Annotated in this window: 22 protein-coding genes and 1 pseudogene; 8 read left to right on the top strand and 15 right to left on the bottom strand. The window is 68.7% G+C overall.

Annotation, left to right across the window (positions count from 1 at the left end; genetic code table 11):
• Positions 1-181: 181 nt before the first annotated feature.
• Both ABT114_RS25585 and ABT114_RS25580 read left to right on the top strand, forming a co-directional pair.
• Complete coding sequence (locus ABT114_RS25585) at positions 182-1,411, top strand: RNA-guided endonuclease InsQ/TnpB family protein (RefSeq protein ID WP_351145187.1); 1,230 nt, start codon at positions 182-184, stop codon at positions 1,409-1,411.
• A 53-nt stretch (positions 1,412-1,464) separates the two neighbouring features.
• Positions 1,465-1,704, top strand: a pseudogene (locus tag ABT114_RS25580) (hypothetical protein); the annotation flags it as partial.
• A gap of 1 nt (position 1,705) precedes the next feature.
• Here ABT114_RS25580 and ABT114_RS25575 read toward each other — a convergent pair.
• Positions 1,706-2,350, bottom strand: a complete 645-nt coding sequence (locus tag ABT114_RS25575; protein ID WP_351145186.1) for a class I SAM-dependent methyltransferase — start codon at positions 2,348-2,350, stop codon at positions 1,706-1,708.
• 22 nt (positions 2,351-2,372) lie between these two features.
• Positions 2,373-3,194: a helix-turn-helix domain-containing protein gene (locus ABT114_RS25570; protein WP_351145185.1), complete on the bottom strand. Its 822-nt coding sequence runs from the start codon at positions 3,192-3,194 to the stop codon at positions 2,373-2,375.
• Between the two features lie 49 nt (positions 3,195-3,243).
• On the opposite strand from ABT114_RS25570, the gene ABT114_RS25565 reads away from it, so the two are divergent.
• A complete protein-coding gene (locus ABT114_RS25565) occupies positions 3,244-3,666 on the top strand; it encodes a DUF2000 family protein (RefSeq protein ID WP_351145184.1) in 423 nt (140 codons plus the stop codon).
• A gap of 41 nt (positions 3,667-3,707) precedes the next feature.
• Here the strand turns inward: ABT114_RS25565 and ABT114_RS25560 are convergent, their stop codons facing one another.
• Positions 3,708-4,964 (bottom strand): MDR family MFS transporter, encoded by a 1,257-nt coding sequence (locus tag ABT114_RS25560; RefSeq protein ID WP_351145183.1) that lies wholly within the window; start codon positions 4,962-4,964, stop codon positions 3,708-3,710.
• 266 nt (positions 4,965-5,230) lie between these two features.
• On the opposite strand from ABT114_RS25560, the gene ABT114_RS25555 reads away from it, so the two are divergent.
• Positions 5,231-5,992 (top strand): phosphoglyceromutase, encoded by a 762-nt coding sequence (locus ABT114_RS25555; protein WP_351145182.1) that lies wholly within the window; start codon positions 5,231-5,233, stop codon positions 5,990-5,992.
• A gap of 103 nt (positions 5,993-6,095) precedes the next feature.
• Here ABT114_RS25555 and ABT114_RS25550 read toward each other — a convergent pair whose 3' ends face one another.
• From ABT114_RS25550 to ABT114_RS25500, 11 genes are all read right to left on the bottom strand, one after another.
• Positions 6,096-6,371, bottom strand: a complete 276-nt coding sequence (locus ABT114_RS25550; protein WP_351145180.1) for a ribosomal protein L7/L12 — start codon at positions 6,369-6,371, stop codon at positions 6,096-6,098.
• A 38-nt stretch (positions 6,372-6,409) separates the two neighbouring features.
• Complete coding sequence (locus tag ABT114_RS25545) at positions 6,410-7,657, bottom strand: tyrosine-type recombinase/integrase (RefSeq protein ID WP_351145179.1); 1,248 nt, start codon at positions 7,655-7,657, stop codon at positions 6,410-6,412.
• Positions 7,657-7,896 (bottom strand): helix-turn-helix transcriptional regulator, encoded by a 240-nt coding sequence (locus ABT114_RS25540; RefSeq protein WP_351145177.1) that lies wholly within the window; start codon positions 7,894-7,896, stop codon positions 7,657-7,659. The genes ABT114_RS25545 and ABT114_RS25540 overlap by 1 nt, the downstream gene beginning before the upstream one ends.
• Positions 7,889-9,190 (bottom strand): replication initiator, encoded by a 1,302-nt coding sequence (locus tag ABT114_RS25535; RefSeq protein WP_351145292.1) that lies wholly within the window; start codon positions 9,188-9,190, stop codon positions 7,889-7,891. The genes ABT114_RS25540 and ABT114_RS25535 overlap by 8 nt, the downstream gene beginning before the upstream one ends.
• 161 nt (positions 9,191-9,351) lie before the next feature.
• The gene (locus tag ABT114_RS25530; protein ID WP_351145175.1) at positions 9,352-9,597 is read right to left on the bottom strand and encodes a SpdD protein; all 246 of its coding nucleotides are present in this window, start codon (positions 9,595-9,597) and stop codon (positions 9,352-9,354) included.
• Positions 9,598-9,622: 25 nt separating this feature from the next.
• The gene (locus ABT114_RS25525; protein ID WP_351145174.1) at positions 9,623-9,817 is read right to left on the bottom strand and encodes a hypothetical protein; all 195 of its coding nucleotides are present in this window, start codon (positions 9,815-9,817) and stop codon (positions 9,623-9,625) included.
• Positions 9,818-9,833: 16 nt separating this feature from the next.
• A complete protein-coding gene (locus ABT114_RS25520) occupies positions 9,834-10,025 on the bottom strand; it encodes a mobile element transfer protein (protein ID WP_316733557.1) in 192 nt (63 codons plus the stop codon).
• A gap of 11 nt (positions 10,026-10,036) precedes the next feature.
• Positions 10,037-10,681 carry a DUF2637 domain-containing protein gene (locus ABT114_RS25515; protein WP_351145172.1) on the bottom strand — a complete coding sequence of 215 codons (645 nt, stop codon included), beginning with the start codon at positions 10,679-10,681 and terminating at the stop codon, positions 10,037-10,039.
• 83 nt (positions 10,682-10,764) lie between these two features.
• On the bottom strand, positions 10,765-12,147 hold the full coding sequence (locus ABT114_RS25510; protein ID WP_351145171.1) for an FtsK/SpoIIIE domain-containing protein: 1,383 nt from the start codon (positions 12,145-12,147) through the stop codon (positions 10,765-10,767).
• Positions 12,147-12,506: an SCO3933 family regulatory protein gene (locus ABT114_RS25505; protein ID WP_351145170.1), complete on the bottom strand. Its 360-nt coding sequence runs from the start codon at positions 12,504-12,506 to the stop codon at positions 12,147-12,149. Before ABT114_RS25505 ends, ABT114_RS25510 begins: the two co-directional genes overlap by 1 nt.
• Positions 12,507-12,675: 169 nt before the next feature.
• A complete protein-coding gene (locus ABT114_RS25500; protein WP_351145169.1) occupies positions 12,676-13,467 on the bottom strand; it encodes a GntR family transcriptional regulator in 792 nt (263 codons plus the stop codon).
• Between the two features lie 111 nt (positions 13,468-13,578).
• Between ABT114_RS25500 and ABT114_RS25495 the strand changes: the two genes are divergently transcribed.
• From ABT114_RS25495 to ABT114_RS25485, 3 genes are read left to right on the top strand one after another with little or no spacing between them, the layout of a single operon-like run.
• Positions 13,579-13,986, top strand: a complete 408-nt coding sequence (locus ABT114_RS25495; protein WP_351145291.1) for an NUDIX hydrolase — start codon at positions 13,579-13,581, stop codon at positions 13,984-13,986.
• Between the two features lie 46 nt (positions 13,987-14,032).
• Positions 14,033-14,461, top strand: a complete 429-nt coding sequence (locus ABT114_RS25490; RefSeq protein WP_351145168.1) for an ATP-binding protein — start codon at positions 14,033-14,035, stop codon at positions 14,459-14,461.
• Positions 14,461-14,838 (top strand): hypothetical protein, encoded by a 378-nt coding sequence (locus ABT114_RS25485; protein WP_502988385.1) that lies wholly within the window; start codon positions 14,461-14,463, stop codon positions 14,836-14,838. The genes ABT114_RS25490 and ABT114_RS25485 overlap by 1 nt, the downstream gene beginning before the upstream one ends.
• A 189-nt stretch (positions 14,839-15,027) precedes the next feature.
• On the opposite strand, the gene ABT114_RS25480 is transcribed toward ABT114_RS25485, so the two are convergent.
• On the bottom strand, positions 15,028-15,945 hold the full coding sequence (locus tag ABT114_RS25480; protein ID WP_351145166.1) for a DUF6879 family protein: 918 nt from the start codon (positions 15,943-15,945) through the stop codon (positions 15,028-15,030).
• A 349-nt stretch (positions 15,946-16,294) separates the two neighbouring features.
• Between ABT114_RS25480 and ABT114_RS25475 the strand changes: the two genes are divergently transcribed.
• Positions 16,295-16,750 (top strand): hypothetical protein, encoded by a 456-nt coding sequence (locus tag ABT114_RS25475; protein WP_351145164.1) that lies wholly within the window; start codon positions 16,295-16,297, stop codon positions 16,748-16,750.
• Positions 16,751-17,575: the final 825 nt, after the last annotated feature.

Here is a 17,575-nt window from a genome sequence, read left to right as displayed (position 1 = left end):
CGTTCACGCCTGGGAGGAATCGCCTCCCGGTCCCGCGACGCGGAGCGTCGCGGCATCACGTCTGGTCAGGGCCGATGCGGAGCGTCGGTCACCACGACCCGGCGGAGCCAGGCAAGGCGAACAACTGCTCTACTGGTCACCGGTCTTGATGATCCTGCGGTAGGTGGCGGTCGGGTGTGTGATGACCGTACTAGGGTCCGGGCTTGTGAAGCTGGTGGTGCGGGTGAAGCTGCTGCCGACGCGCGAGCAGGCGTCGGTGCTGGAGGCGACCCTGCGTGCCTGCAACCGGGCCGCCGCCTACGCCTCGACGGTTGCCTTCGAGCAGCGGACGTATACGCGTAACGATCTGCAGAAGCTGGTCTACGCGGAGGTGAAGGCCGCCTTCGGGCTCTCGGCCCAGCCCGCCGTCCGGGCGATCAAGAAGGCGGTGGACGCCTACGCCACCCTGCGCGCCAACCTGGCGGCCGGGAACCTCGGCACGGTCGGCTCGAAGCGCTGGAAGAAGGCCACGGGCGAACCGGTGGCCTTCCGCCCGGAGGCGGCCCAGCCCTTCGACGACCGCTGCCTGTCCTGGCAGCATGACGCCCGCACCGTCTCGATCTGGACCGTCGAGGGGCGGCTGAAGAACCTGCGCTACACCGGCCGCACCGATCAGTTGAAGACCCTGGTCGAACACCGGCGCGGGGAGAGCGATCTGGTCCGGGTCAAGGGCAAGTGGTATCTGATCGCCACCTGCGACATCCCGGACCCTGAGGTGTATGAGCCGGTCGACTGGGTCGGTGTGGACCGGGGCATCGTCAACCTCGCCACCACGTCAGATGGCACCAACCACCAGGGCCGCCGCCTGTCGCGCTACCGGCGCTGGCAGGCGAAGAAGCGTGCTGAACTGCAGAAGAAGCAGACCCGCTCGTCCACCCGCCGTCTGGCCCGCCGCTCGAAGAAGGAGTTCCGGCACGCTACGCACGTGAACCACAAGATTTCCAAGGAGATCGTGTCCGTCGCGCAACGTACCGGTCGTGGGATCGCCGTCGAGGAGCTCGGCGGGATCCGGGACCGGGTACGGCTTCGACGTGACCAGCGGGGCACGCTCTCCTCCTGGCCCTTCCACCAGCTCGGCGAGCACCTGAAGTACAAGGCCCGGCGGGCCGGGGTGCCGTTCCTGGAGGTGGATCCGGCCTACACCTCGCAGCGCTGTGTGCGCTGCGGACACACCGAGAAGGCCAACCGGTCGACTCGGGACCATTTCTGCTGTCGTCGGTGCGGCCTCGCTGGGCCCGCCGACCACGTCGCCGGGGTCAACGTGCGCAACCGCGCACGCTCGGCGTGGGTGCTCGTCAACGTACCCGTCCCCGCCCCCCGGCTGAGCAACGCCGAGAGCAGGGAGATGCGACCCGTGACCGTCCCGTCGTAGGGGACAGTCGGGAGCGCGACAAGGTGTGAACGACCAGAGCCGAACAAGCTCGGTTGTTTACGGCCGAGAAGTTGACCCACTGGAACGTCCGCGTGACGAACGGCCGCGTCGGCCTGATGAAGATCGACGGCCTCGCGCCGTACTCCGGCACCGTCGGCATCGACGAGGTGACGGAGTTCGACCAGATCGACGTCCCCGACTTCACCGGCGACCTGCACTCCCGCCTGGAGCTCTACGGCACGGCAGACGTCGTGCGACCGCGGAACCTGTACGAGGCGCAGCGGGGGCTGTGACTCAGGCGCGCCGCAGGGTGTCGTATCCGATGAAACTGAACATGCGCTGCCCGAGCGGGAGCTGACGGGGCTCACCGGTGAACCGGTGGGCCCCGACGCCCTGCACGAGCGCGGGATCCGACACCCACAGCCGCTCGAACCCGCGCTCCTCCAGCCAGGCGCAGACCTGCGGGACGAGGTCGGGTGCCTTGCGATTACGGGTCCACACGAGCGTCCCACCGGTCCGGCACAGCCCAGTGCAGTGGTCGAGTACGCGTTCGACGTCGGCGTCGGTGATGTTGCCGAGCGTGCCACAGACGAGGACCAGGTCGACGGGCGCGAGGTCGGCGTAGTGATCGGTCAACGAGGCGTCGCCGCAGACCACCTCGACGCCGGGAAGGCCGGCCGCCGCCGCGGCCCGCCTGGCGTACGCGACGTTCCGCTCGTCCAGCTCGACCAGCCGCGCCCGGACATCGCCCCGCCGCGGATGCCCGGCGAGCACGCCGATCAGATCCCGCCCCTGCCCCGCACACAGGCTGACGGCGGTGAGCGGCCCCGGCGGGGCGTCGTCGAGGGCGCGGCGGACGCGGTCCTGCACGATCACCAGCCGCCGGCCGAAGTGGGAGTCGGGAGAGTCGTACGCGTCGTGCCACTCATGCCAGTCCATGCGCGGAACCTACCCACGCGGCTCACCCCTTCCCAGTCCGTACGTACCGCCCTGGGGTCACCCCCACCAACTTCTTGAAGTGCCGAGTCAGATGGGCCTGGTCGTAGAAGCCGGTCGCCGTCGCCACCTGGCTCGGCGGCTGTCCGTCGAGGAGGAGGCGGCGGGCCCGGTCGACGCGGCGGGACATCAGGTACTGGTGCGGGGCGATGCCGTACGCGCCGCTGAACGCCCGCACCAGATGGGCGGGGTGGGCGTGCACGAGCCCGGTGGCCTCGTCGAGGCTGAGGCCCTGGACCACGCGCTCGTCCAGCAGTTCGCGCAGCCGGCGGGCGACGTCGGGGTCCCGGCGCGGGGCGCGGTCGGCGTCCCGGGGCCGCAGCCGGGCCCGCAGCCGCTCGCCGACGAGCGTCAACCGGCTCTCGGCCTCCAACTCGTCACCGGGCTGCGTGAGCGCGGAGTGCAACTGCCCCACGCGCAAGCGCAGCACGGGATCGCGCAGATCGGGCCCGTCGACGGCCGCCCCGATCAGATCCTCGCCCAGCCGCGAACTGTCCAGGTAGAGAACACGCTTGCGGAAACCGCCCGGGGTGGCGGGGGAGCCGTTGTGCGGAACGTGCGGCGGCAGCAGCGAGACCGTGTCGTGCGGGGTGCCGTGCTCGTGCCGGTCGAGGTCGTACCGCACGGCCCCGTCGTCGACGATGAGCAGCGTCCACGCCTCGTGCACGTGCATCGGATAGGCGTACTCGGTGAAGTGCGCGTGGAACACCTCCACGACACCCGGTACGCGCGGGCGCCAGGCGGAGACGCTGTCGCCCCCGTTCCGCTCGGTGCGCTCGGTGGCCATGCAAAGAACGTACAAGACGACGTCGTACGGCGTTCGGCAGTCTCGAGGCATGAGCGAGCAGCCCCGTTTCGACACCAAGATCGCCGTCCTGCTGCGCGAGGACCTGGAGCCCTGGCAGCGCCTGAACGTCACCGCGTTCCTCGTCAGCGGCCTCGGTACGGCCGTCCCCGAGGTGATCGGCGAGCCGTACGAGGATGCGGACGGCGTCCCCTACCTGCCGATGTTCCGCCAGCCGGTGCTGGTCTTCGAGGGCACGAAGGAGACGCTGACGGCGGCCCACGCCCGGACCCTGTCCCGCGCACTGCCCCGCGCGCTCTTCACCTCCGACCTCTTCGCCACGGGCAACGACCGGGACAACCGGGCGGCCGTACGCGCGGTGCCGACGGCCGATCTGGACCTGGTGGGGCTGGCGGTGTACGGCCCGAGGAACGCGGTGGACAAGGTGCTCAAGGGCGCGCGGATGCACCCCTGAGCAGACCTTCGTACGGCGGGATCAGGCGGTGGAGGGTGCGATCAGGCGGCGCTGACCTCGGGCTTGGCCTCCTGGCGCCGCTCCGCCACCCGCTCGTCCGCGGGCAGCGTCCGCATCAGCGCCGCGTACCCGACCGCGGCCCCCGTCCCGACGACCGTGCACAGCCCCCACAGCCACTCCGCCCCGAACCGGTCGATGACGAAGCCGGACATCAGTGGGGCCACCAGCGCGGCGACGGACCAGGACAGGGTGTACATGCCCTGGTAGCGCCCGCGCCCGTGTACGGGGGAGAGGCGCACGACCAGACCCGTCTGCGTGGGCGCGTTGACGATCTCCGCCAGCGTCCACACGCACACCGTCAGCGCGAAGACGCCGACGGACCCGGCGAAGGCGGTCAGCCCGAAGCCGTACCCGGCCAGCAGGGAGGAGACGACGAGCAGCCGCCGCGGGTCGCGGTGCTCGATGAACCGGGTGACGGGGATCTGCAGGGCGACGATGAGGACACCGTTGACGGCGACCGCCATGCCGTAGTCGGCCGGGGTGAATCCCGCCTGGCCCATGGCGACGGGCAGTCCGACCGACCCCTGCTGGAAGATCAGCGCGACGAGGAAGGACAGCCCGACGACGCTCATGAAGCGTCCGTCGCGCAGCACGGTCCGGAGCCCGACCTCGTCCGCGGCCTGCTTCTCCGCCGCCGTGCGCTGCGGCCGGGACTCGGGCAGCTTCAGGAAGACGACGATCGCGCAGGCCATGGTCATCCCCGCCTCGATCAGGAACCCGGCGAGGTAACTGAACTCGGCGATGAAACCGGCGGCCATGGAGGAGACGGCGAAGCCGAGGTTGATGGCCCAGTAGTTGAGCGAGAAGGCCCGCACCCGGTCCTCGGGCCGCACGATGTCGGCCATCATCGCCTGCACGGCGGGCCGGGAGGCGTTGCTGGCCATTCCGACGAGGAAGGCGACGCCGGCGATGGCGACGGGGTGGTGCATGAACCCGAGCAGTGCCACGGACAGGGCGGTGGACACCTGGGCGACCAGCATGGTGGGCCGCCGCCCGAGCCGGTCGGTCATCACCCCCGCCCCGAGCGAGGAGACGACGCCGCCGAGCCCGTGCAGGGAGGCGACGAGACCGGCGTACGCGGCGGAGTACCCGCGGTCGAGCGTCAGGTACAGCGCCATGAAGGTGGCGACGAAGGCACCGAGCCGGTTGACGAGCGTGCTGGTCCACAGCCACCAGAACTCGCGCGGCAGCCCGGAGAGGGTCTCGCGGGCGGCACGTCTCAGGGCGACGACGGACATGGCGGGACCCCCACGGATGTAAGCAGCTCAGGCGGCGTGCACAACTTACGATCCGGAAGGCCTGGCAGACCACTCAATTAGCAGATCCAGTCAACCGTCGGGATGGCCGGGGCGGGTCCGGCCGTGCGGGGCGCGTCCGTCCTACGTCGGTTCTACGTCGGTCCGCGCCCGTCCCGCGCCCGGCCTACATCCGTCCCGCGCCCGTCCTGCGTCCGTCCTACGGGCAGACGCACTCCGCCGTGAACCCGTGGATTACGCTCATACACATGGCCGACGCACCGTACAAGCTGATCCTCCTCCGCCACGGCGAGAGCGAGTGGAACGCGAAGAACCTGTTCACCGGCTGGGTGGACGTCAACCTCAACGAGAAGGGCGAGAAGGAGGCGGTCCGCGGCGGTGAGCTGCTGAAGGACGCCGGCCTGCTGCCAGACGTGGTCCACACGTCCCTCCAGAAGCGCGCCATCCGCACCGCGCAGCTGGCCCTCGAGTCCGCCGACCGCCACTGGATCCCGGTCCACCGCTCCTGGCGCCTGAACGAGCGCCACTACGGCGCTCTCCAGGGCAAGGACAAGGCGCAGACCCTCGCGGAGTTCGGCGAGGAGCAGTTCATGCTCTGGCGCCGTTCCTACGACACCCCGCCGCCGCCCCTCGAGGACGGCACGGAGTTCTCCCAGTCGGACGACCCGCGCTACGCCTCCATCCCCCCGGAGCTGCGCCCCCGCACGGAGTGCCTGAAGGACGTCGTCGTCCGCATGCTCCCGTACTGGTACGACGGCATCGTCCCCGACCTCCTGACCGGCCGCACGGTCCTCATCGCCGCCCACGGCAACAGCCTGCGCGCCCTGGTCAAGCACCTCGACGGCATCTCCGACGCCGACATCGCGGGCCTGAACATCCCCACGGGCATCCCCCTGTACTACGAACTCGACGCCGACTTCAAGCCGGTCACCCCGGGCGGCAAGTACCTCGACCCGGAGGCCGCCGCGGCGGCGATCGAGGCGGTCAAGAACCAGGGCAAGAAGAAGTAACGCGACACCAGCAAGCCCCCGACCTGCGAGTTTCTCGCGGGGCGGGGGCTTTTTGGTGGGGCTGGGCCGTCTGTGGGCCGTGAGCTGCTTGATGGGGCCTTCGTCAGGGCCTGAGGAAGTCCGGCGGCGGCTGTTCCCTTGCTTCTGCCTCGGCTCCCACATCGTGGAGTGCCGCGACCGCTGCCTCGGCGTCTTCCTGCGGTACGCCGTCGAGAACTACGGCGGGTATCTGTGTCGCCAGAACCTTGCTGTGCCAGAGGCTCAGTCCGGTCAGTCGGCGTACGACTCGAGCGACGTCCAGCACTCGGACACCAGGGTCGGTGAGTACTACGTCGTGAGGCACGTCGTCACACACCAGCAGAAAATACTCGTCTGCCATTGCTCCCCGCCCCTCTCCGGTTCGAAGCGTACGAGCCCTCAACCGTCACGTCGCGTCGATTTAGCGGCGTCGAAGACGGCAGCCAGGGCCTTACGGGTGCGCTCCTGGCTGGACGGCATGAGGTGCGCGTACACCCGGAGCGTCAGGCCTGGGTCCGAGTGGCCGAGGTACTCGGCGAGGGCCTTGATATTCTCCCCCGCGTCCAGGAGCACCGAGGCGTAGAAGTGCCGGAGCGCGTGCATGCCGTTCTCGCGCGACTCGGCGTACGCCTCACCCGGCTTCCGCTCGGGGATCACTCCGGCTGAGGCAAGCGCCCGCTTCCACGCCTCCTCGTTGAGTGACGTCCGCCAGACGTGACCGCCACGCAGCCCGGTGAAGATCAGTTGCTTGGTCACCGGAGGCCCATCGGCCACCTTCCACGGCAAGGTGATCTCGACCGGCGGGAAGCGCTTCATGTGATCCCGGAGGGCATCGGCGACCGGACCGGGCAGCGGCACGTCCCGCAGCTTGCCGCCCTTGGGCGGGGCGAACACGGCCTTGCTCCGGCTCAGCTTGAGTTGCTGGACCACGTGGAGCGTGTCCGACCGGAAGTCGATCGCATCGACGGCCACGCCGAGGATCTCGCCCTGTCGCAACCCGCAGCCGCCGCCCAGGTCGACCATGGCTTTGAACCGCTCGGGCATGCCGGCCTGGACGGCGAAGACGCGTTCCGGCGTCCAGGGGACGATGCGCTTGTTGTCCACAGTCGGTGGACGGACGGAGCGAGCGGCACATGGGTTCCGGGGAAGGTGTCCGTCGTCCACGGCCGCGCTGAGGGCCGCGCGCACGTTGGAGTAGATCGTCCGGGCGTACGAGCCACGGACACCGTTCTCCTGAAGCTGCCGCACCCAGTCGCGGATATGAGCAGGCTGGAAGGAACCGAGCGGACGCGAGCCGAGGTACGGGAAGGCGTGCAACCGAAGCTGCGACTCCATCGAGGCCTGAGTGTTCGGATCCGCGCCCTGGGTCGCCACCCAGCGCTCCGCGTACTGCTGGAAAGTGATCCGGGCCGCGCGCGGGTCGATGTACTGCCCCCGAGCCATGTCCGCCTCGACGTGGGCGAGCCACTGGTCCGCGAGACGCTTCTGTCTGTCGGGGAAGCTCTTGGACTTCTCCGTACCGTCGGGCCCGATATAGCGAGCGCGGTACCGCGCGCCAGAGCCGTAGCGCTCGGTCTTCACCTTCCGCGTCTTGCCGTCCGGCCCGACCTCGGTCTTGTACCAGCGGTCTTGGATGTGTCCGGCCATCAGGCGGCAGCCCCTTCCCGCTGGGAGTCCACCCAGGCCTGCACGTCGGCCGGGTCGAAGCGGAGATGCCGGCCGACGCGGAAGCCGCGGGGACCGGTGCGCTTGCGGCGCCACTGGTAGACCGTCTCGACGCTGGGCAGCTCGAACATCTCCACCAGGTCGTCAGGAGTCAGGTACCGAGAGGGCAGGGCACGCGGTTCGGTGGCCACGTCGGCCAGGGCGAGGCGTCGGTTAGCCACGGGTGGGTTCTCCTTCGGTTCCGGGTGCGGGTTCGAGGGATGCGGCGAGCCAGGCTTCGGTGTCGGAGAGGCCGGTTCCGGCAAAGACCCAGTGCGCGAGGACGTACGTCGTCTCGGGCTCGCGCTCGGGTGCTGCCGTGGCTGCTGCCTGGGCTCGGCGCCAGTCGGCGCGGGCGGTGCGGAGCGCGCCGAGGGTGGTCGAGTAGCGGCGGGACTTGGTGGAGAAGTGGCCGCGGAAGCCGAGCATGTGAGCCCAGGCGCGCAGACGGAGGTGTTCAAGGTCCTTGCGGGCGCCGAGGGTCCAGGCGGTTCGGATCAGGCGGCGGGCGTGGTCGCTGATCTCGAGCTGGGCGAGTTCGGCGAGGAACTTGAGCGGGCGGTCGAGGGTTCCGGTCGTGGTCTCGGCGCCCTTGGTGGCGTACTTGGCGATGTAGGCGGCGACGGCTCGTTCAGTGAGTTCCTGGCCGCCGTTGAAGTCGGCGGAGCGGATGGTGCGGACGTCGAGTTGGCGGCCGAAGGTGAAGGTGTGGGTGCGTCCGTCGATGGTCGGTCCGTCCACGTGGACCTTGGCGGCTGCGGTGCGGATGGCGTCGGTGAGGAGTTCGGCGGTGGCCCAGGCCGGGGGCGGGGTGTCGCCGCCTCCGGGGCCGTCGATCCGGATCACTGCGTGGAAGTGGACGGCGCCGCGCTTCTGGTACTCGGCGACCTTGGCGAAGGACACGCGGGCGTGGTCGCGGAACCGGCGCTGTGAGAGGCCCGCGCGCTTGGCGACTTCGCGGCGGAGGTAGGTCGAGAAGCGGCGCCAGAGCGGGCCCGCATGGGCATTCCAGAGGACAGCGGCTTCGTAGTCGTACCGGTCCGGGTTCAGGGGCGTCCCGAGTGCCTCGTCGTCCTGGTCGTGGTGGGTTCCGCAGCGGCAGGGGCGGATGGTTCCGGCCGGGCTGGTCGGGCGGTTGTGGACGGCACCGAAGCCGGGGGCGGTGAAGGTGGCGAAGACGCGCGGGTGTGAGGCGACGTGTTCGGGGAGGCCCTTGCCGCCACGGAGTCCGGCGGTGATCAGGTGGAAGGTGTCGCGGCGGTAGACCTCGGCGCAGGCCGGGCAGCGGGTTGTGCGGCGGTTGTTGCAGCGGACGAGGAGTTGGCTGGCGGGGAGGTCGGACGAGTCGAGATGGCGGAGGACGTTGCCTATCTCGCCGGTGGTGGTGTTGACGTCGTATTCGGTGCGGTGGCCGTCGAGGCGGATGGGGTGGGTGCAGCCGCCGAGGCCGGAGAGCTGACGGAGGATACCGGGCAGGGTGCCGTGTGAGGCGAGCTTGGCCAGTTCCGGGAGTGGGGCCGGGGTGGGGCGGGTGAAGATGACGTCTCCTTCTGACGGGCTCGGTCAGGAGTGATGGGCCCCGGGGCGGCCGGATGCATAGCGGCGTCGCGGCCGTCCCAGGGGTCGGGCGCGGTTCATCAGCGGCGGTGGTGCTCGCGCAGCAGAGAGCGCAGGACCACGGCGGCGATGGCCACGGAGACGGCCGAGATGGCGACGGCGGCCAGGAGCGCGGTGAGGACCACACCGCCCGTGATCACGGCCGCGACCGTTCCGGTGCTGATCGAGACCGGCGGAAGACCTCGACGGACGGGCGCCGGGTCCGTCGGGGTGTGGGTGTGTGCGGGCGGCGGGGTGGGGTTGTCCGGGTACTTGGGCAGGAACACAGCGAATCTCTCCTCATCTACTCGTCTAGGCGTGTGAGCCGTTTATGACGGTCACGCCGGTTCGCGTGCCGGTCTCGATGGCGGGGGCGAAAAAGGTGTGCGAGAGCCAGAAACCGAAGAGGGCGATCAGGACGACGATCCAGGTACGGACGCCGAGGTACTTGACCGCTGTCCAGGCGAAGAGGCCGAGGACAAGGACGAGCGGCAGGCTGACGGTCACGGTGTGGCGGTTCCTTTCAGCGGACGGGGCAGCGGTGGGTGCGGGCGGCGAGTTCGGCGGCGGCGCGGCTGTCGTAGTCGGCGGAGAAGCCGCAGCGTGGGGCGGTGCAGGCGGCGGTGTGCTTTTCGCGGCCTCGGTTGTCGTAGGCGGTGCCGACCTGGACCGGGCCGATACGGGTGACGTCGCGGAAACGGCGGTTGGGTGTCACGGGGTCTCCTTTCAGAGGTGGGCGGCAATGGCGTCGGCCATGGGCGCGGGGACGCCGAGGCGAGCACGGAGGGTCGGGGTGTCGATCGGGCTACCGGTGCGGGTGTGGTGTTCGGCGGCGACCTTGCGGGCGTGGTCGATCAGGGCGGTCGGGACCGGCACGGCGGGGTGTTCGGGTGGAGCCTCGGGGGTGAGTTCGGGCTCGTCCTCCGGGTCCTCGATGACCTCGACGTCGGGCTCGTCCTCCTGGTCCTCGAAGGCGTCAGGGTCGGCTGTGGTCGTCGGGGCGGAGTGGGCAAGGAGGGTGCCGCCGAGGAAGGCGACCGCGGGCCAGCCCGCGACGAGGATGCGTAGCCAGGCCGGTACGTGGTGCAGGTCGAGGAGTCCGGCGGTGGCGATGTTCGCGCCGAGCGACGCGGCGAGCGCGATGACGAACCAGCACCAGGCGGCCGCCCTGCCGTGCCCGTCGCCGTCGTCGGTGCGCAGTCGGCGCCAGGCGGCGACGAGTAGCAGGTCGACCGAGATGGGATAGGCCCACGCTTTCCATCCGTCCTGTCCGGCCGCTGTCGCGACGTCATGGAGGTGAGCGAAGGACAGCGCGGCGGCGATGAGCGCCTGGACGAGCACCGCGTCGACCCGGGCCAGTTGGGCGCGCACGATGCAGCTCCTTCCGGGTTTTCGGCATGGGAGGGGTAGGAACGTGGCGCGAGGCGGTCACGCCGACCGTGGGCAGAGGGGTGTCAGTCGGCGACGGGGTGCGGCTGGACGGCCGGAGCTGGGCCCGGGATCTCGACGGGCTGTACGGGGACGTCGGGCCGGAAGGGCTTGAGCGCGGGCACGTCGGGCGCCAGGTCGGCCGATTTCCGGCAGATGTCGGCGGCGTCGCCGAGGGAGAGATAGGGGGTGCGGATGCGGGACCAGCCTCCGGAGGTGTCGCCCGCGACGGCGAGGCCGGGACGTTCGGGGGCGATGGCGCAGGCGGCTGAGACAGCCTCGGGGGCGATGTCGCCCAGGGCCATCTTTGCGGAGGCTTCGTCGTTGACGCGGTGGCAGACGCGGCCGGTCAACTGGGCCCGCAGCATGGTGGCGCCCTTGCCGAGTTCGGCGCCGAAGCGCTGCCCGCACACTTCCAGGTAGATGCCGGCCGCGCGGCCGAGCTGGGCGAGGCGGATGAGCTGGGTGACCATCTCGTCGCGGCGTTCCTCGTCCTTGCGGGTGGCGGTGAGGAAGAGTTCGGCCACCTCGTCGACGAACAGGACGATAGGAACGGGCCGTTCACTCTCGGGCAGGCCCCAGATGTCAGAGGTGATGTCCTCAGCAGGGGTGCCCGGGGCTATGCCCTGACGGGCCTTGATCAGGTCGTATCGGTCCTCCATTTCCTTGACCAGGACGGGCAGGAGTTCGGCGGCTTCGTCCGGGTCGGTCGCGAGTGCCGAGAGACGCGGCGCGAAGGGAGCCAGCTCCACGCCTCGCTTGCAGTCGATGCCGACCAGGGCGACGGGCTGCGGGGCGAGTCCGGTGATGAGGTGGCGGAGGTACATGGACTTGCCGGACAGGGTGGCGCCGAGGGTGAGTTGGTGCGGAACGGTCCGGTAGTCCCGCACGAAGGGCGTAGCGTCCTCCCGCAGTGCGACCGGCACCTTGAGGAATCCGTCCTCGACTTTGCGAGGCATACGCACCCGCCGCAGGACGTCGTAGCCGACGAGTCGAAGTTCGACGACACCCGGCTTGACGGTCGTCACGTACACGGCGTGAACGCCCCAGGCGTGCCGGAGCCGTTCGGCCGAGGCGGCGATGTCGGCGGGTTCCTGCCCGGGTGCGAGCCGGAGGCGGATCCGTAAGCCGGTCGTGGTGGGGCGGATGATGCCCCGGCGGGGCGGTACGGGTCGGACCTCCCGTCGAGTGGTGGCTTTGACGGCGAGGATCCGCAGCCGGGACGGCGCCACGGTCAGGCTGCACGCCTCCATGACGGAGCTGTAGGTGCTGAGCAGCCGGACCGTGGATATCGGGCCGCCGAGCGCGGACCAGTAGACCGCCGGGTGTCGGGCCCGGGTGTAGGCGGCCCCGCCACCGAGCGCGGCGAGGGGACCACCCACTTCCAGGAGCGTTGTCAGGTCGCTCATCAGGCGCTGGCCTCCATGGCAGCCACGGGGAACGCGGCCGGGGTGACGGCGGCGGCCCGGTAGGCGATGCCGTGGCGCTTCTGCCCGTTGAACACGCTCTCCCACGGCCGGGCGACCAGCCCCGGCAGCGAGACCGGCGCACCGAGGTTCAGCCCCTCGGACACACCGCTCTCCGGGACGGTGACCTTGATGAGCGAGGACTCCCCGTCCTCGATGTGGACGACGCCGATGGTCATCAGCGCCTCACCGCTCACGGCGTCCTTGGCGATCTCGCCGGTCTGCCGGTCGCGGACCTTGGGCTCGGGCGCCTCGGTCAGCAGGATCGTTGCGGCCGAGGTCTCCACACGGATGGTGCGCAAGGCGCACTCCTATCTACTCGTCTATACAAGATGGGATTTGCGAACCCGATCCCTCGGGGTCGCGACGATCACCCTGCCACACAACTTGCCCACTCGTCTATACGAGTATGCCTGTTGGGGTGTACGAGTTCGGAGAAGGCGTCCCCGCGCACCACCGCCGGTCATGCGCTCACGTGGCCGGGAGCTGGTACGACAGCACGTACGCGTCCGCTGCCATGACCGTGTCACAGACCTCGACCGGCCGCCCCTCGGTGTCGAAGGCGGTACGGATCAGATGGATGACAGGCACGCCGGAGGCCAGGTGAAGCGTCTTGACCTCAGCGGGCGAGGGCATCCGGGCGCGGATCTCTTCCTCGAAGTGGTCCAGGCGGTGACCGAGCTCTTCGAGGCGGGCGTAGATGCCGCCGGGGCCGGGGTTGGGCTCGGCGATCTGCGTTCCGCGGGCGATGTCGAGCGGGAGGTAGGAGGCGGCGAACTCGACCGGCCGCCCGTCGAGAAGGTAGCGCCGACGGCGAGCGAGCACCCGCCGCACGGACCCGAGCCGGGTGGAGATGTCCTGGCTGGCCTTCTCTTCCTTGACCTCCAGGCTGTCGACCTGCGGGTGACTGCCGGCGGCGTCGGCCTCGACGATGAACGCGGACTTGCCCTGTTCCCGGTGACGGCGGGCGAACCTGTCGGAGGCAAGGCGCCGCACGGGCGGACGCGGCCGGACAAACACCCCCTTGCCGTGTTCGGCGTGGACCAGACCCTCACCCTGGAGGATGGAGAAGGAGTTCCGGACGGTCATCCGGGACACCCCGTAATGATCGACAAGCTCAGCTTCCGAGGGCAGCTTTTCGCCCTCGCTGAATCGCCCACGATCGATGGCCTCACGCAGCTGGTCGGCGATCTGCCGGAAGACCGCACGATCACTCGTGGGATCGAGGTCGCCGAGGAGACCCGAAGGAAGAGAAGGGGTCATGTGTGTGTACTCCTTTAGGTATCTAGACGAGTGGGCGAGTTCTGTTGCTACGGTGGAGAGCCTAGTCATCCGAGAGGGCCGAGGAACGTGAGCACTGACCGCCCGCACTCCGTGAGCGTGGCCGGGGTCGTCGTCGACGACCGAGGCCGGGCCCTCCTGATCCAGCGCCGCGACAATGGCCACTGGGAACCCCCGGGCGGCATCCTCGAACGTGAGGAGACCATCCCCGAGGCCCTGCAACGCGAAGTCCTCGAAGAGACCGGAATCAAGATCGCGATTCCCGCGACCCTGACCGGCATCTACAAGAACATGACGGGTCTGATCGTCTCGCTGGTCTTCCGCTGCGAAGTCGCCGACGGTACGCCCACCACCGGAAGCGAGACCCGCGCACTGCGCTGGGCCACCCGTGAAGAAGTCTCCGAACTCGCCGACGAGGCGTACGCGATCCGCGTCCTCGACGCTTTGGACGCGGCGTCCCCGCCAGCCATTCGCGCCCACGACGGCGTGAAACTCGTCTAGCCCGAACCCGCTGCACATGGCGGCCTACCAGCACGAAGGAACTTGTATGCACGAGTATACGAGTACGGTCCGGGTCTGGGGGCTCACTTGCCCAGGTTTCCCCGAAGAGGTCAGCAGAGCCCGCCGATGGACCCGCGACATCCTGCGCGGTTCCCCCTTAGCCGAGGACGCCGAACTGATCGCGAGCGAGCTGAGCGCGAATGCGATCGTCCACACGGCCAGCGGCCAGGAGCACGGCAGCTTCCATCTGGCTCTGGCCGTCTCCGGCCAGGTGGTCGCCCTGTCAGTGACGGACGACGGAGACGCATGCACGGCCCCGAAGGTCGAGCACCAGGACCAGGAGGCCGAGCACGGCCGGGGCCTGGCCATGGTGAGCGCCATCGCCCACCGACTGGTGGTCCACGACAGCGCCGGCGGCCGCACCGTCACCGCGGAGCTCTATGCAGACGCCCACCCGGGAGGTCACCTGTGCTGATGAACAAGCCGCAGTGGGGCTACTGGTGCGAGTGCTGGACCGAAGACCTCGCCGAGGCAACGGGACCAGCGCTTCGGGCTTTGTTCGATGCCTACTCAGCGCCCCAGGCCGACAGATGGGTCGCCGTCGCACTCCGCACCATCTCACCAGCACTCGACCCCGAGGCATCCGAGGAGGCATGGACCTGGCTGTATGACGGCCGCATTCAGACTCGCCGAGCGCTCCTGCGCGCAGAGCCCTGCACGGTCTCAGTCACCTATACGGACACGCGCATCACGTGGACGATCCGACCAGTGCTGTTCTTGCCGCTCGCCCATCGCCAAGCAGCCGAACTCCCAGCTTGCGCATACGTCTTTAAGCCCCACACGCCTGACTGAGTTACAACTTTCTCTACTGGTTCAAGGCCCGCGCACGGCGCGGGCGCGCGCCGCCTCTGCGGCGCGGCCTGCCTCCTGTCTGCGCCCCGGCTGGCCGCGCCCGGCGGCGCGCTCGGCGGCTGCGGGCATGAAGGTGGGAGAAACCCTCTGTGGCTGGGGCGGTCGGCTCCGCGGCTCTAGGCAGCCATATCACGCGCCGACCGCCCCTGGCTCACCTGTCGGGGTTCCTATCGTCTGCGTCGGCACGCCCACATCCCAGAGCTCGGCGAACCGCTGGCTCCTCAGTCTGACGTAGTCCTCATGCGCTCTCACGCGCGTCGAGGTGTTGACATGAAGTTGATCCTGTTCGATCTCGTAGCAGGTCGCCTTGTCGAAGATGATGAATTCGTCCACCAAGCCCCGCCTGACGTTCTGGGGCAGCTGTGTCCGGACGAGCGCACGTGTCTCTATACCCAACTCCTCTTGCTCTTGGCCGAGTTGACGCAGGTCGTCGTTGAGATCCGTCGAGTCGTCTACCAGGAACAGCCGTCGCACCGTCACCCCCCTCGCTATCGCCTCGCGCTGCGCCTGCAGATAGAGGTCGGCAGGCCCGCTGTTCCAGAAGTCCCGGTCCACCAAGGAGAGCGTGCTTGTGGTGTCGATGGAATTCGTGGCGCAGTTGGTAAGGGTCAGCATCCAGTCGTGGTTCTCGCCGGCGCAATCGACACTCCCGCTCTTGAGCGCCTCCATGTCAACGGCGAGGCGCCGCATCAGCTCCTCGGCGAAGCGCCTCATGATGTCGGGACCCCTGGAGACGACCTCCACCGCACTGGTGGCCAACGCAGCCGCTCCGTCGGAAGGCAGCCTCTCCATCTCACTGTAGAACTTGGTTGCCTCGCTGATCTGAGCGAAGCTCCTCACGACCGTTTCCTGTGTCTGCGCGTTGTGCTGAGGTAGCACGGCCTTCAAGTCCCTCACCTGATTGATCAGGTCGCCCAGGAGCTGAAGGATCAGGATGCAGCCACCGACAAAGATGCCGACACCGATCTGCCACTTGGCCTCCGAGTTCGCGACCTTGGCGATGACGGAGGTCAGGCCGCCAGCCGCAAGGGAGATGAGTACTTTCAACCACATCCGCCATGCGCCGGATCCTCCTCGCCACGGTGCGCCATTCGGTTCCGGACTCGGCCCCATCGCCATCGTGTGTCTCCCCACCAGTACCCGTGTCGGTTTCATCCTCAGGGCGTTGCGAAGTCCCCCCCACGACAACCAGACTGCGTGAAGGGACAGTTGGTCGCGGATGCACTGCACCAGGGTCTGCCACTGCCGGGTGAAGCCCTGCGTCTCCTCCAGTGTGCCCCACAGGGGGCGAGTTCCTGGATCACTCGGGCACGCGGCATCCCCGGGTGCAGCAACTCTGCCGGCCTCCGTCACGGACGATGAGAGTCGCATCGCGCCGCCGTTGACAGGGGCCCTAATGATCAAGATCGAATACCGCCAGACCGGCCCGTACATGGACCAAGGTCGGGAGAACCGTGAAGGAGTGGATCTCGCCGGCGTAAGCCGTGCTGACCTGCGCTGGTACTACTTCCTGTCCGACCTTACGTTCACGATCGGCGAGGCCGAGCTGACCCCGCCGTGGTCGTGGACGCCTGTTTTCGACTTCCTGTGGTCGATGAAGGGTGCACTCGAACACCTGGAGCGGGGCGAGCGTACGACGATCGGCTTTACCGAGAACGCCGAGCTGATCAACTTTGTCCCGGAAGGTGAGAAGGTGCGGGTCTCGTGCACGTACGCAACGGCAGCGGCGGTCTGCGAACGCGTTGATCTCACGAACGCCTGGCTGGTCCTTCGAGAGGCCGTGCTGGCGCAACTCAGCGGTGAGTACCCCAGGCTCGCGGCTAACCCAGTGCTCGCGGAACTCCGGCTCTGAGTGTCTGACTGCGTGACAACGCCGACGAACAGCGGCGGACAAGCACGCACGCTCATGGACAGGCGCAGCGAGTGAGAGGCACGCCAGCCATTGGCCGAGAGGCCCGCGCCATCCAAGTCGCTTCGGGACCAAGAAGTCATGGCCCATTGCCTCGCCACCACGGTTCCGTCGCCGCGGCTTGCTCTGGCAGACGGCACCGGCAGCGTGGCCGAGGCCGGTGAGGGTGGAGCGAGGCACACGCGCGCGTGATCGGTCGGCGCACCCACCGTCGTGGCTGACTTTCGTCGGCTGAGGCAGAGACGACCCCCGAGAAGCGGGCGCCGTCCTCACTGATGGACGGCGCCTCATCGGCTTGACTCGGTCATTGAAACTCCAGCCCAAAGCCGTTCCGCCGACCTAGGGCGACTGGGCGCCTGAATCACGGGCGGGAAAGTATCGCGTTGCTGCAGCCGCCAACGCTTCAGCGATCTCACGCCGCCTCGGCCGGTCAGGCTTGGGCGTCTCACACTGAATCAACGCGTGTGCGATTCCCGCCGGAGGATCATCTGGTACGGGGTCGTTGATCACACCGGCTCCGCAGCCTCGGGGAACAGAAGCCTCGAAACCGAAGACCTGCTGACGGTCGTTACGAATCACAGCCTCGGGGCCATAACCCGATTCTCCGAGAATCGAGCTCCGATGAACCGAAATTCCATCATCATCCCACTGGAAAGCGGTACGAGTAGGGCGGCGCTCTCCTGTCAGGAGATCAGGAGCTAGAAAATCTGGCTTATCCGGCACTCTCCGGTAGATAGCTTCTCCGTCAGGTATAGATGCATCATCCCA

The sequence above is a fragment of the Streptomyces sp. NPDC002088 genome (genome assembly GCF_040296605.1).
Lineage (GTDB): Bacteria > Actinomycetota > Actinomycetes > Streptomycetales > Streptomycetaceae > Streptomyces.
The sequence above is the reverse complement of the archived record's forward strand: the minus strand, read 5'-3'. Positions and strand labels throughout refer to the sequence as shown.